Origin of the sequence: Acidovorax soli, assembly GCF_900107605.1 — a bacterium.
GTDB classification, from domain to species: Bacteria; Pseudomonadota; Gammaproteobacteria; order Burkholderiales; family Burkholderiaceae_C; genus Acidovorax; species Acidovorax soli.
This window is the reverse complement of sequence record NZ_FNQJ01000022.1, coordinates 50,872-64,965: the sequence shown is the minus strand read 5'-3', so window position 1 is coordinate 64,965 and position 14,094 is coordinate 50,872. Positions and strand designations below refer to the sequence as shown.

The 14,094-nt window shown below is 64.2% G+C and carries 12 protein-coding genes; all 12 read right to left on the bottom strand.

The features are described 5' to 3' along the window. Positions 1 to 29: 29 nt before the first annotated feature. Complete coding sequence (locus BLW02_RS14005; protein WP_139285384.1) at positions 30 to 596, bottom strand: GNAT family N-acetyltransferase; 567 nt, start codon at positions 594 to 596, stop codon at positions 30 to 32. A gap of 106 nt (positions 597 to 702) precedes the next feature. Continuing rightward, positions 703 to 1,716, bottom strand: a complete 1,014-nt coding sequence (locus tag BLW02_RS14000) for a polysaccharide deacetylase family protein (RefSeq protein WP_092699526.1) — start codon at positions 1,714 to 1,716, stop codon at positions 703 to 705. Next, the gene (locus BLW02_RS13995) at positions 1,713 to 2,675 is read right to left on the bottom strand and encodes a polysaccharide deacetylase family protein (RefSeq protein ID WP_092699524.1); all 963 of its coding nucleotides are present in this window, start codon (positions 2,673 to 2,675) and stop codon (positions 1,713 to 1,715) included. The genes BLW02_RS14000 and BLW02_RS13995 overlap by 4 nt, the downstream gene beginning before the upstream one ends. Next, on the bottom strand, positions 2,672 to 4,003 hold the full coding sequence (locus tag BLW02_RS13990; protein ID WP_092699522.1) for a putative O-glycosylation ligase, exosortase A system-associated: 1,332 nt from the start codon (positions 4,001 to 4,003) through the stop codon (positions 2,672 to 2,674). The genes BLW02_RS13995 and BLW02_RS13990 overlap by 4 nt, the downstream gene beginning before the upstream one ends. Positions 4,004 to 4,033: 30 nt before the next feature. Beyond that, positions 4,034 to 4,165: a hypothetical protein gene (locus BLW02_RS20320; protein ID WP_280140381.1), complete on the bottom strand. Its 132-nt coding sequence runs from the start codon at positions 4,163 to 4,165 to the stop codon at positions 4,034 to 4,036. Between the two features lie 22 nt (positions 4,166 to 4,187). After that, positions 4,188 to 5,792: an ArnT family glycosyltransferase gene (locus BLW02_RS13985; RefSeq protein ID WP_244273699.1), complete on the bottom strand. Its 1,605-nt coding sequence runs from the start codon at positions 5,790 to 5,792 to the stop codon at positions 4,188 to 4,190. Between the two features lies 1 nt (position 5,793). Then, positions 5,794 to 6,975: a glycosyltransferase family 4 protein gene (locus BLW02_RS13980; RefSeq protein ID WP_092699518.1), complete on the bottom strand. Its 1,182-nt coding sequence runs from the start codon at positions 6,973 to 6,975 to the stop codon at positions 5,794 to 5,796. Continuing rightward, positions 6,972 to 8,150 carry a glycosyltransferase family 4 protein gene (locus BLW02_RS13975; protein WP_092699516.1) on the bottom strand — a complete coding sequence of 393 codons (1,179 nt, stop codon included), beginning with the start codon at positions 8,148 to 8,150 and terminating at the stop codon, positions 6,972 to 6,974. Before BLW02_RS13975 ends, BLW02_RS13980 begins: the two co-directional genes overlap by 4 nt. Further along, on the bottom strand, positions 8,147 to 9,337 hold the full coding sequence (locus tag BLW02_RS13970; RefSeq protein WP_092699514.1) for a TIGR03088 family PEP-CTERM/XrtA system glycosyltransferase: 1,191 nt from the start codon (positions 9,335 to 9,337) through the stop codon (positions 8,147 to 8,149). Before BLW02_RS13970 ends, BLW02_RS13975 begins: the two co-directional genes overlap by 4 nt. Further along, positions 9,334 to 11,277 (bottom strand): XrtA/PEP-CTERM system amidotransferase, encoded by a 1,944-nt coding sequence (locus tag BLW02_RS13965; RefSeq protein ID WP_092699512.1) that lies wholly within the window; start codon positions 11,275 to 11,277, stop codon positions 9,334 to 9,336. The genes BLW02_RS13970 and BLW02_RS13965 overlap by 4 nt, the downstream gene beginning before the upstream one ends. A 2-nt stretch (positions 11,278 to 11,279) precedes the next feature. Continuing rightward, positions 11,280 to 12,851, bottom strand: a complete 1,572-nt coding sequence (xrtA, locus tag BLW02_RS13960; RefSeq protein WP_244273698.1) for an exosortase A — start codon at positions 12,849 to 12,851, stop codon at positions 11,280 to 11,282. Positions 12,852 to 12,861: 10 nt separating this feature from the next. After that, positions 12,862 to 14,091: a TIGR03087 family PEP-CTERM/XrtA system glycosyltransferase gene (locus tag BLW02_RS13955; protein ID WP_208859737.1), complete on the bottom strand. Its 1,230-nt coding sequence runs from the start codon at positions 14,089 to 14,091 to the stop codon at positions 12,862 to 12,864. Between the last annotated feature and the right edge of the window lie 3 nt (positions 14,092 to 14,094).

Genomic DNA, 14,094 nt, shown 5'->3' with positions numbered 1-14,094 from the left:
CGGTCACGATGAACCGACAACGGAGTCGGTCACGATGGGCCGAAATCCTCGGTCACGATACCGAAACCAGCGGTCACGTTGGTCCGAAATACCCACTGGTCGAGCTTCAAGCGGATTAGGGTGTCCAAGTCGCGCGCGGGGTTCGGGCTCTGCCAGTGGAACTGGTAGGACCCGGGCAGCTCGTTCAAGCGGCGGGCACAGCGCTCCGTGTCGCTCCAGAAGCGGCGGCTTCGCTCCTTGAGTGCGCTCCACAGGTCTTGGTCGCCGGGCTGGTGGCGCACGAGGTAGGTCTTCGTCACCGCACCGGACTCGCAGTGGCGAATGGTTCTGCCCGTGCCGACATGGGTAAAAAAAACCGACCAAACGCCAGCCCGCGCCAGCGCGTGCGCCACCCGTCCCAAGTAGGCGTCTTCTACTGGAAAGCAGAAGCCGTCGGAGACTTCTTGCGCCACCTGGGTGTAGCCCCGCAGAAGGCCGCGCCACCCATTGGCGCGGTGCAATGGCACCACGCCCACGATGCGCCCACTGTCTTCCATCACTACCACCTCCACCGGGCCCAGGGTCTGGTGGGCCGCGCGGCAGAACTCGGGGTTCATAAACAAGTTGGCCGACAGAGCGTCCACAGGGAACAGCCTCAGCCATGCTGTCAATTCGCGCTCACCCAACTGGTCGAAGCGCTTGCGAGATACCAGCAACCCCATACTAGATCACAGCTCTGGGAAAGAGGTACAGGGCCAAGCGGGCGGGGTCGATGCGCCCATTGCGGGTCGTCCATGCGTTCTCAGGCAAGTGGATGCGGGGCACATCGAAGCGCAGTTGCGGCAGGTTGGCCACCTTGGCCAAGCAGGGTTTGCTGTCGAACACCACCTCAAAACCAGCCTCTTTCAACAACTCGCGAGAAGCGTCGTTCTTCACGCCGTGCGGGTACGACAGCGAGAGGTCTTCCAAGCCCAGGGCGCGCAGGTGGCTCCGGCATTCGGTGATCTCGTTGCGCGGGTTGGCGGCGTACGCAATGGGCGAATGCGAATGGCCGTGGCCACCAAGGTCAAAACCGTTGTCGGTCCACTGGCGAAGGTCGTCGGCGTTCACCATCTGACGCTCGGCGATGGCGTGCAGCACGGTGGGGTCTGCCTGCTGGATCACCTGGCGGCGCTGCGCCTCGGGCATGCCCGCCAGCTGGGCGGCCACCCGCTGGCTGTAACCCGGCTGGGTGGCAGCATCTGCCGGCATGCCCAACGCCTGCAGCAGCTTGGGCGCAGTTTGCGAGTTGGCCAGCGCGGCCACTGCAGCGTCTTGCCACCAGCGCGGCTGCTCCAGTTCCAGCACCTCGGTGGCCAGGAACAGGAGCGCCGGCAAGCCGCGCTTCTTCAACTCGGGCATGGCGAACTCAATGGTGTCGCGCCAGCCATCGTCGAAGGTGATCAGCAGCGGGCAGGTGGGCAGTTGCCCCTGGCCGTCGATGGCCGCCTTCACCTGGGCCAGGCTGACCACGTTGTAGTGGCGGGCCACGAAGTCGAGCGTACGCCCGAAGCCTTCCAGGCTGAAGGCGAATTCACGCTCGGATTGCGCCAAGGCGTGCGAGCCGGCCGGCAGCACCCGGTGAAACATCAACACCGTGAGCGCATGCTGGTTGCGGCGCCTGTGCCATTCGCCCAGCACGCCAGAGCGGTACAGCACGGTGCGAACCGCGTCTTTGATGGTGCTGGATACGCTCATGTGGCCACCTCCGGCACCTGCATCGGCTCTGTCATCAGGTTGCGCACCAGTTGAAAGGTCACATGCCAATCGCGCTCTGCCCAAGGAGTGAAACGGGGAATCTGGTAGGGCGAGGTGCTGGCGTCGGCCACGCCCCAGTGGGTGGTGACGGCATAGCGGTAGCCTGCGCGCTTCACCGCGTCCACATGCAGGCGCGAGAAGTCTGCATAGGGCCGGCCATTGGGATAAGCGAAACCATTCACCGGCCCGCGCACGATGGCCTGAAGGCGCTCGCGGGTGCCCCCAATTTCGCGCTCAACCTCCGCAGGGTTGCAATAGTCAAGGATTGGATGCAACGCAGTGTGTGCGCCAATGCCAAAGCCCTGGTTGTGCAGGTCGCGCAGTTGCACCTCGGTCATCACAGACACCGCGGCGGCCTGTACGCCAGCCGTAGCCTCCAGTTGCTGCAGGATCTGTTCGCGGCGATAGAGCGTAAGGTACTTCAGCTCTTGTTCCAGCCGTTGCACCTGGCGGCGCCGGTCGTCGGTGCTGACCACCGGCTGCGCCGGCAAGAAGGGAATGCCCAGGTCAAGTGTCGGTCCGGGCAGGCGGCGCACCGCCGCCAGGATGCGCTCGTGCCACAGCGGTACGCCATCCAACTGGCCCGAGGTGATGAAGAAGGTGGCGTGCAGGTTGCGCCGCCGCAGGGCCGGGGCAACGCCCGCCAGCCAGTCGGGGTAGCCGTCGTCAAAAGTGATGCAGGCGGCACGGCGCGGCAAGGTGCCCGCCACAAGACGGGCAATGGCTTCTTCCAGCGGCAGGACGTTCAGTTTGGAAAAGGTCTGGTCCAGTAGCTGCTCAAACCGCGCCATGTTTACATCGGCCGGCACCAGCGGGTCGCATTGTTGCGGCACCTTGTGAAACAGGAAGACCGATAGCTTGTCTTTGGACAAGGATTGCAGGACAAGTCGGGAGATCACGCGCTCCCCCTTGAGCCAAGAGTTTTTGACTCGCGCGCAACCGCCGCCAGTGCACGTGCCACGTGCACGCGCAGCAGTTCCATGAGCATCACGACCATGTAGATAACCTCCAGGTAGCCCAGGCTGACAGAGGCTCCGCCCACCATGTAGGCCAACACCGCCAGCATGAGCATATCGGCCATGTCTCGCGCCCATTGGTACGGTGCGCCAAGCTGGATCGTCATCCGTTTGATGACCTGCCGGCTCCAGAACGCACGCAACAAAATGAACAGGAAGAGCCCCAAACCCACCAGGCCGATGTCGCCCATTACCTCAAAGTAGATGCTGTGGGCCGCCTTGGCGGAAAACTCCGGAACGGGCAGGTTCAGAAAACCGAGCAAGCCCGGGGACATTTTGAATTGGTCCCAGATCGCCTGGACTTGGACGGCATGAAACCCGCCACCAAAAACCGGGTTCTCCAAGGCAATGGCAGAACTGATCTTCCAGGCGATCACGCGGCCCATGAACGAGCTGTCTTCGTCAGCCTCTTTGATGGAGGACAGGCGGCTGGTGATGTCTTCGGGTGCAAATGCCAGGAAAGCCAGCACAGCGCCCACCACCAGCACCAGCGCCATGCCCTTGCGCCGGGAAGTGAGGATGAGCCACAACCCTACGACCGAGACCGCAATGAAGCCGGCGCGCGACCCGCCGCCCAGAATGGCGAGCACCACCACGCAGAATGCGCCCAGATAGCCCAGACGGATGAGACGATTGACGGTGTAGCTCTGCAGGTAAAAAAGAAACGGCAACACCAGCGCGAGCGCGGTGGACAGATGGTTGCGGTCTGCCAGCATGGTCCCTGCGGGACCCAGCATGTTGTGCGCACCGCCCGACGCTACCGTTTTCAGGCCATTGAGCACGCCGTGAACCCCCAGGCCCAAGGCAATGACGATGAGGATGGCGTGGAAATGCACGCGTTCACGCACGAAGAATGGCATGACCAGGCAGAACAGCAAGCCCTTGATGAGGAACTCAAAGTACTGGTCGTTATAGGGATTGCCAGCGTAGGCTAGTAAAAAGGCCAGAGTGGCATGGGCCGCCAGCCACAAGTAGAGCCACATCACCTTGTTGAACTGGTAGTCGCGCCAGGGCACCCGCCCAAGCGCCAGCAACACCAGAGTCAGCACAGCACACACAAAATTGACCCGGTTGCCCGCCATCCAGCCGTAAAAGTAAGTGGTGGGCGCGAGCAAGCCCGTCCACCCCCAAAGCAGGTAGGCATTGAACGGACGCGCCAGCGCCAGCGGCAGCGCGGCCAGCAACATCAGGGCAAAAGCCAGATCACGCATGTGTCGTCACCATGGAGGGCATTGGGTAGCTCAGCGCTGCCCGTCGTGCTGGTCAAATCGCAAAAAACCCAGGTCGGTGTCGGCCTTGTCCTCGCACTTGAACAGGCGCCAGCACAGATACAGCATGACGCCCATGTCTATCAACAGAATAAATGCTTCCACGAACAGTCTCCCAATATTGCGCTCAGTCGGCCGATATGCGCCGGTTGATGATCTTCAGTTCGATGTCGATGCCCCGCCGGCGGGGCGTCACCGCCCCCTTGTTCCGGTAGATCACCAACTCTGTCTCGTGCGCCTTGTGGTTGGCCGGAGTGGATATCCTGGCCACCTCTTCAAACTGGTCGCTGGACATCACGCGCTCAAAGCGCTGCATGGCTTCCAGGTCGGCCCAGAAGCCGGGCTGCATCACCACGTAGTGCACGCCGTTGGCGTTGAGGGCATCGGCGATCTCGCCCTCCGTGAGGCCCTTTTGCTCCACGCCCAGTTCCCGCCGCACGGCCACGCCCAGCAGCAGCTTGTCGGCCCGCATGACGTGCAGGTCGCGCCGGCCCTCCAGTGCGCGCATGTTGAATACAAACGAGCCGTCGCGATAGCCTGAGAACATGACCGTGCTGTCTCGCGGAGCAAGCCGGGCCACCTCGGCGGCTGCCCGGGCGTAGCCCTGCACATAGAAAACGGGGCGCGTCCACACGGTCAGGCCGGCGGTGGCCAATACCAGCAAGGCCAATGCGGCCACCGCCCCATGGCCCACACGGGGTGGCACCAGCGTGTGCAGCAGGAGCACGGCAAAAAAGGTCACCGAGGGCAGCAGGAAAACACTGTGGCGGGCTTCCTTCAGGTCGATGGACGAGAAAAACAGGTACCCTACCCCGAAACCCAACCACCAGAATCCCAGGCCGGGCATGCGCCGCCATGCGGCCATGACGGCGCCGGCCAGGCCCAGCGCCGTCAGCGGCCACCCTGCCTGCGATGGGATCTGCTGCAGATACCACACCCAGCCTTGCCAACTGGTACGCGAGGCCACGGCATCGGCCACGCCGGTGACTGACTGCAGATTTGCCTGGCCAAACTTGAGGGTGAGCACGGCCAGGGGCAGCAAGCCCACCAATGCCAGGGCGGCCACCCACCAGTGATGACGGTTGCGCAGCATGGCCCAACCGTCGCGCTGCGCGATGAGCGCAGCGTAGACCACGCCCATGTAGGCCACACTGATCTTGGTGTACATGCCCAGCACCAGCAGCGCAGCCCCAAGGTACAGCCACCTGGGCGGTGCGCCACGCAGGTAGGCCACCACGGCCACGGTGCTCCACACCAGAAAGGCGAAGGCGGGCACCTCCAGCATCACCTGCCGGCCCCAGAAGGCCACCTCGGGCAGCCAGAGCACGAGCGCAGCGAACGCCAGCGATGGGGCCGCAGGCAGCCAGAACCGCGCCAGGCGCCAGCAGCCCAGGCCGAGCGCCAGATAGTGCAGTGCCACCACCAGCAGTGCCGTTTCGTGCGACACCCCGAGCACTGCATAGAACGGCGCACTGATGGCATAGAACAGCGGGGGGTAGAAAAGAATGGTGAGCGCCGGATACTGGGCGTAATAGCGATAGGCATAGCCCGCCGGGTCGTCGAAGGGCATGGCTTTGGCAAGGTCCATGACGAACACGCCGTTGAGGGCGTGGCGCGGCGAATCGCTCCAATAAAAGTCGCCGCCGTGAGGTGCCTGCGCGAACAGCAGCGCGACGCACACCAGCACCAGCGCCCACGCCAGCAAGCGTTCTTGGGTGTTGATGGATGGCATTTCAGACCGCTGCATCGACCACCCGTCGGAAAAGCTGCAATTGGCCCTGCGTGGTAGCGTCCCACGAGAAAGTCTGGGCGTGGGCGCGGGTTTCTACCCGCGTGGGCGGCTGGGTGTGCAGTTGCATCCAGGCTGCGGCCAGCGCCGGGGCATCGCGACGGGCCATGAGTACGCCGGCCGCCGGCTTGCCCACCACCTCGGGCGTGCCCCAGATGTTGGTGGCGATTACCGGCGTGCCGCAGGCCATGGCCTCCAGCAGCACATTGGCCCAGCCCTCGCGGCTGCTGCACAGCGCCAGCGCATCGGCCGCGCTGTACCACCATTTCAGCTCGGTTTGCGGCACCACGCCGGCCCAGTGCACACGCTCGGCCACGCCCAAGCGCTGGGCCAGGGCCTTCAGCGCACCCTCTTGCGGGCCAGCGCCAGCAATCAGCAGCGTGACCCCCGGCAGGTGAAGCAGGGCCTCGATGGCCACATGGTGGCCTTTTCGCTCGATCAGGTGGCCTACCGAGAGCAGGTAGCGCCCATCCACCGGCAGGCCCAGGCGCTGGCGGGCCTCGGTGCGGTCTTCGGGCACGAAGCGCTGCAGGTCCACCCCATTGCGCAGGGTGTGCAGCTTGGCGCGGTCGGCACCCAGTTCGCCCAGGGTGTCCATCAGCGCCTGGCATACGCCAATCGAGGCGCTGGCCTGCCCGGCCGTTTGCAGGATGCGCTTGCGCGGGAACGGGTATTGCGCAATGAGGTTCAGGTCAGTGCCGCGCGCCGTCACCACAAAAGGCTTGCCCAGCCAGCGGGCCAGCAGGCCTGCGGCCACGCCGTCGGGGTAGTAGTAGTGGGCGTCGATGAGGTCAAAGTCAAAGCCCTGGCGCTGCAGGCGGCGGATGGTGGGCAAAGCCCCCAGGGCCATGGCGTAAGGCGCGAGGTTCATGCCCACCTTGGGCAGCAGCAGGTAGCGCGGGTGATGCACCTCCACGCCGTTGCGCTGGTCTTGGCGGGGCGTGGCGGCGAACTGGGCGTACTCACCAAAGCGCTGTGCCTTGAATGGGAACCACGGAACCGGCGCCACCACCTTGGCCTGCACTTCGCCGGTCTGGAGCAGTTCGCGCAGGCGCGTTTCCACAAAGATGCCATGGATGGGCCGCACCGCGCTGGGGTAGAGGGTGGAGAACAGCAAGACTTTCATGCGCCAGCCTCCGCCAGTGCGGTGACCCGCCGTGCGTTGCCGCCCCAGGTCAGGTTCAGCCGGTCAATGGTCTCCGCGGCACCTTGCGCCAGGCGCTGCCGCAGCGGTGCGTCGGTGCACAGCCGTGTCAGTGCGCCCTCCAGCGCGCCCTGCCGGGTTGGCTCGAACATGAGGGCGTTGACGTTGTCGGTCAGCACTTCCAGCAGATTCGGCGTGGCAGGCGCCACTACTGCCTTGCCCAGCACCAGGTATTCCATCAGCTTCAGGGGTGAGGCGTAGGGTGTGACGGCAGGTTGCAGCGCCACGTCGAAGGCGGCCACGTGGGCGGGCACCTGTTCGCGGTGGACCACACCGGTGAATGTCACACGCCCGGCCAGACCCAGTCGCTTTGCCTGCGCCTCCAGCTCCGCGCGCACCGGCCCGTCGCCAACCACCAGCAAATGCGTTTCTTGCGGCGCCTGGGGCGACGCCATCCAGTCGATGATGCGGTCCACGCCATGCCAGTCGCGCACGAAGCCGGTGAAGCCCAACACCACCTTGCCCTGCAGGCCCAGGCGGCCCTTGGCCACATCGGGCGTGGGCGCATCGGCGAAGTGTGCGCGATTGATGCCGTTGGGTATCACATGGATGCGATCACCGGGCACACCATATGCACGCACATGATCGCCCAGCACTTGCGTGACAGGCAGCACGGCATCTGCACCGCGCCATGCAGTGCCCTCGGCCCAGCGCGCAAGTCGGCGCAGGGCCAGCCCTCCGCTGTGCTGCGAGCGCTCCAGCACCAGGGGAGAATTCACCTCCAGCAGCAGCGGAATACCCAAGCGCTTTTTGACCAGCAGGCCTGCCAGCAGGAACAGGTTGTACCGCTCGTAAATCAAGTGCGGCTGAAATTCGCGCGCGGCGGCCATCAGCTTGCGATAGGCCACCAGGTTGTAGGCCAGTTCCATCCCCTCGTAGGCGGCCTTGGGCAGCAAGGCCTTGAGGCGATGCACCCAATCCATGTCGCGACCCATGCGGCCAACACCCTGTGCTGGCACATCCGCAGGGGCCTGGGGCGCCCCCGGCGCCACCACGCGCACTTCGTGCCCTTGGCTGCGCAGGGCCTCAATCATTTCTTCGATGTGGACGGCTTGTCCATCTTTCGAAGCGGTGCGGTGGTGGTAGAGGATTCTCATGACTCTGCGGAATAACCCGGAGCGCTGGGTACCGGCTCACCCAAGTGCTGACCGGAAAAGAGTCGCTGGTAGGAATGCACCATCGCATCAATGCCCAATTTTTTCAATGCCTGCCGACGTGCTGCCTGGCCAAATAAGCGTGCTCTGGCCGCGTTGGTGTAAACACTCCACAGAGCGTTCGCCATGGCGTTGGCATCGTCAGAAGGAACAAGCAGTCCGGTAACGCCGTCTTCCACCACATCGGGGGTACCACCCACCGCTGTCGCTACCACAGGCAGACCGCTGGCCATGGCTTCTTGCAAGGTGCAGGACGTTCCTTCGGCCTGGGAAGGCAGCACAAAACAGCCCAGCATGCGCAAGATGTCGGCCACATCATCCCGTGCGCCAGCCAACCACGCCAGATGCTGGACATGGGCTGCAGCAAGCACCGCCTCCACTTCCGCCTGCAATGGCCCCGCCCCCACCACCACCAGGCGCATGCGTGATCTGGCTTCCGGGTGGATTTCCAGCAGTTTCACGAAAGCGCGGGCCAGCAAGGGCTGGTTTTTGACCGTTTGCAACCGCCCCACCGTGCCCACTATCCAGTGTTGACCGGGGACAAAGGGGCAGCCGGGCACGGATTGCGCCGCCCCATGGTGTGGTGGTGCAAACGTTTGGGTATCCACCCCATTGGCAATGAGCGAACGGCGGCGGGTGGGCACGCGGATGGCCCGCGCCAGGTATTCATCCAGGTCTTTCGACACCGCCACGTAATGGCTGACGAAGGGTTTGTACAGCCTGCGCAGGCGCTGATAGCGCATGTTGTGCCCCTGGGGGTCGTGCACATCCCAGCCGTGCTCGGCATGGATGCGCAGCGGCACGCGGGCCAGCCAGGCCAGCGGAGTGATCTCCAGTGCGGCGAGGTTGCAGGTGTGCACCACGTCGGGCTGGAGCTCCCGCAGCAGACGGTAGATGCGAGGATAGAGCGGCACGGCGTGGCCCGTTGGCTTGCATAGCTCAATGAAGCGCACGTCGGGCTGGGTGATGCGGCGCTTGAAATCACCGATGGTGGTGAGTGACAGCACCACGTGCTCAAACCGTTCCGCAGGCAGGCGGTTGATCAGCTGAACGATGACGTTTTCCAGCCCCCCCACCCCGAAGCTGTACACCACATGAACGATGCGCCGGCGGCGCGGTGCGGTGCTCATACCGCGACCACGTCGGCGGTGGCGGCATGCGCGACGGATCGGACCGGCGCCAGCGCTTGCCGCAAAAATGCATCAAACATGATGAGCATCCACAAGGCCGTCGAATGGTCGTGATGCCCGCCCAGGTGTTGGTTGATGAGGGTCTGCAGCGTTCCCGCATTGAAGTAGCCCGATGCCAGCATGCGCGGGCTCAGCACCGATTCCTGCATGCGTTGCGCCAGCGGGCCGCGCAGCCAGCTGGCCAATGGCACCGAAAACCCCATCTTGGGCCGGTACAGGACGTCGTGCGGCAGCAAAGGCTCGAAAGCTTTCTTGAACACATATTTGCCCTCTCCGTTCCGGATCTTCAAGTCGCTGGGCAACGTGGCGAGCCATTCGACGAGTGGATGGTCCATCAAGGGCTCGCGCACTTCGAGCGAGTGCGCCATGCTGGCACGGTCCACCTTGGTGTTGATGTCGCCGACCAGCCAGGTTTTGTAGTCCAGGTACTGGATCAGGGCCAGCGGATCGTCGGTCTGGGCCTGCAGGGCGTATTGGCGGAACACGTCGAGCGCGCTGTAACCGCCCAGGCTGCGCTGGAATGCGGACGAAAACAGTGCCTGGCGCTGATCGGCCCGCAGGTGCGACATGCTGTGGTGGTAGGCCTGCACCGTGTCCATGGCCAAGGCCTGCAAGGTGGTCTTGGCGCGCAGCGGGCGCGGCGCCCAGTCGGCCTTGGGGTACATCTGGCCCAGCGCGCCAAACAGCGGACGGCGCAAGCCGTGCGGCAGGCAGTTGCGCACGGCCTCCTCGCCCTGGTGCATGCGGTAGCGCCGGTAGCCGCCCAGACTCTCGTCCCCGCCGTCGCCAGACAGCGCCACGGTGACGTGCTTGCGCGCCATCTGGCAGACGCGGTAAGTGGGTATGGCCGAGCTGTCGGCAAAAGGCTCATCGTAGAGCCCTGCCAGCGTGTCGATGAGATCGAAGTCTTCACTGCTGACGACTTCGAGCTTGTGGTCGGTGTGGCAACGGTCCGCCACCTGCTGGGCAAAGGCGGATTCGTTGAAGCGCGGATCGTCGAAACCGATGGCGCAGGTGTGAACCGGCGTGTCCGAAAGACCGGCCATGGTGGCCACCACGGCACTGGAGTCCACCCCGCCGGAGAGGAAGGCCCCCAGAGGCACATCGGCGATCATGCGCAGCCGCACCGATTCCCTGACCCGCTCGCGCAGCTCGGCAGCTGCGTCGGCCAGGCCGATGGGGTTGTCATTGCTGAAACGCACATCCCAATAGGGCACCGGCTGTGCGGGGGCAGAGGCGCCGCGGCGCAGCGTGAGGGAATGGGCCGCTGGCAGCTTGTGGGCGTTGCGGTAAATGCAGCGCGGATCAGGAACGTAGCCAAACGAGAAATAGTCTTCCACCGCCAGCGGGTCGATAGCACGCACAAAGCCCGGGTGTGCGGTCAGCACCTTGAGTTCAGAGCCAAAGATGAAACTGCCGTCGGGCAACCAGGCGTAGTGCATGGGCTTGACGCCCATGCGGTCGCGCGCAAGAAACAGGGTTTGCCGGGTGCGATCCCACAGGGCAAAGGCGAACATGCCCCGCAGCCGTTGCAGACAGGCCTCGCCCCAGGCTTGCCAGGCGTGCACGATCACCTCGGTGTCGCTGCGTGTCCTGAAGTGGTAGCCCAGGGCCTTGAGCTCGGACATCAGTTCACGGTAGTTGTAGATCTCGCCGTTGAAGACGATGCCCACGGTGCCGCTTTCATTGAACAAGGGCTGCTTGCCTGTGGCCAGGTCGATGACGGACAGGCGCCGATGGCCCAGTGCCAAACCGGGCTCCAGGTGCACGTCGTCTTCGTCGGGCCCGCGATGGGCCTGGACGTCATTGATCCGTGAGATCAGGTCGCGCGAGAAGGCGCGCATACCCTGGGTATCGAAAAGTCCGGATATGCCGCACATGGTCAGTCGCGCCCTCGCGTTTGCTCCAGCGCCGCCACCAGCGCGTCGCCCTGGCTGTCCAGATAGGACTGCAGGCGTGCAGAAGCGTCGATCTCGGACTCCTTGGCATCCGACAAGGGTGTATAGATCACGATATGGGCCCCGTCATCGCCCCATCCGCTGATGCGCCCCAGAGCACCCTGGATCTTGCCGGCGTAGTCGCTGGCGGTGAAGGTGCCGCGGACCCAGTAAAAGCGCCAAGCCAACAGCCGCTGCGCATCGGCAACCGTGCCAGGCGCATGCTGGCGCAGCACGGCACTTGCCACACGCAGGGGCCGACCTTGAAGCCGCGCATTGACAGAACCGCTGGCCACACGCGCCCAGACCGGGTCCTGGCTCTTCACCAGCACACTCTCTGAACTGACGAGCTTGCGCTGGTAGTCTTGCTGGCGGTAATAGCTGACATGCAGTCCCAGCGGCTGGTTCTGACCATCGGTCAGGCCCATGTCCAGCGTGTCAGAGGCATGTTCAAAAGCCGGCAGCCAGTGGCTGGGTGGCATCGCCGTGGCATGCCAAGGAGCTGCAACTACAGGCGCGACCAGCTGAACAGGCTTGGCCTGTGTGCCCAGGTCCATTGCGGCCAGCAGGCCATGCGGCGCCAGCACCACAGAAAAAGCGAGCACCAACGCAAGCCACGGCGTTCCTTTCGGGATGCTTCCTTCAACCCGGCCAGCGGGAACCATTGCCTGAGAAGCGGATGGCGCTGGGTCCACCCAGCGCGCCCCGATGAGGAACATCACGCCGATCACGATCCCGAAAAACAACCACCCGTACACGAGGTGATCCACCCCTGTCGCGATGGTGTTGCCCGAGAGGTGCCCCAGCATCACGATCAGATAGGCGCGCACCCAATTGGCCACCAGCGGGACCAGGATGGCCACCACCATGAACACCATGCGCTTGCGCGTACCTTGGTAGCTGAGGTACGCGAACAGGCAGCCCACGGTCACTGAAGCGATCAGATAGCGAATTCCGCTGCACGCCTCCACGACCGACCAGGCTCCTGAGGGAACGATGAATTGCAGGCCTTCCCGGTAGACCGGAATTCCGCTCGCACGCAGGGCCATCACGGTGAAGTCGGCGGTCCACTCCATCAGGCGTGGCAACAGGAAATCCCCGATGGGCACAGCAAAGAAAAGAAAACCCAAAGGAAACGCCAGTGCTCTGGCGACGCGCCAACCGCACACTGCAGGTACGGACAGCACGATCAGCGTTACCAACGCCAGTTGCGTGGCGGCATTCACGGCCACCAGATCACCGGCCAGCCAGAGCGCCGCAGCGCCCGCCATCAGCAACCAGGCCAACCGCCCAGGGCGGGGAACCATGGGTGCGAGCACCGCGCGTTGGCGCCAAACCAGCCAGAGCGAAATGATGGGCACCACAAAACCATGCGCGTAGGTGTCGGAACGCGCCCAGATCATCGCCATGCCCCAGGCCGAATGCCAGTAGGCGATCAGGATGACTGCATGCAGCAATACCAGCGCAGCCAGGGGCCGACGCCAATGGCCGGGAATGAGTTGGGTGCGGCCAGTCACGTTCGGCCTCTCATGCGACGACATCGCGGGAATGCTGGGCACGCATACCGGCCAGGCAATGGTCGATGCCACTCAGATGTGCCTGCCAGCTGCATTCCTGCGCCACGTAGCGGCGGGCCTGGTGCCCCAATGCGACGGCGTTGTAAGGGGACTCCAGCAGCGGCTGCAAGGCCTGCACAAATTCTTCTGGCGAGTCTGCGCGCAGCAGCCCCTGCCCCGCGGTGGCGCCGATGGCATCCGCACAGCTGCTGACCGTGACCACTGGCCTTTGCATGGCCATGGCTTCCAGAATTTTGTTTTGAATGCCACGCGCAACCCGCAACGGCGCCACCACCGCACTGGCGTATTGCAAATAGGGCCGCACGTCCGGCACGGTTCCGGTGACCACCACATGCCCACATGCCAGCGCCTGCACTTGAGCCGAGGGGCTGCGGCCAACGATGTAGAAGCGCACCTGCGGCCAGCGCGTGCGCAACAGCGGCAGCACGTCGGTCACGAACCAGCTGACGCCGTCGATGTTGGGCCAGTAGTCCATGGCGCCGGTGAACACCACCGCCTGCTCATTGGCCTGAAAGGGGTTGGGCCGCCGGGGGTCTGGCATGAAAAAATCGGCGTCCACCCCGTTGCCCATGGACTGCACACGCCCCTCGCATTCCGGCGCCTGGGACAAGAACAAAGCGGTCTCATGGGACGTCACGAAGTACGAGCGACGCGCCAGCATGGCCATCGCACGCTCGTAGGCGAGCAAGCGCCTTCCCTCCATGCGGTACAGCGTGGAAAGGGGCCAGCGGTGTGCGGGAGCGTACTGGGTCCATTTGGCAGAGTCCACGTCGACAAAGTCCACCAGCATGGGCACCTGCGGCAACAGTGGCTGCGCATACTGCGCCATGGCCGAGGAAAAAACCACGCTGGCCTGCAGCTGGTGCCCCGCTGTTGTCTGCTCCACCCAGCGCCGCATACCGGGGTTGCGGTAGTAGGCCAGTGTGAGCGCTTCCCGCGACAGGAGACCGCGGAGGCTTTTGACCTTGGCGCTGCCTGAATGAATGTGCTCCACATGCAGGTCTGGACACATGGCCCGCAGTGCGGGCAGGTGCTGCACATCGTCCGGATCGTCGATGAAGGTGCCCAGAAAAACGCGGTGGTTCTGCTGCAAGTGGCGCAGCAGGTGGTACGAGCGCACCTTGTCACCCTTGTTGGGTGGGTACGGCAATCTGTGCACCAGGTAGAGGATGTTGCCCATGGC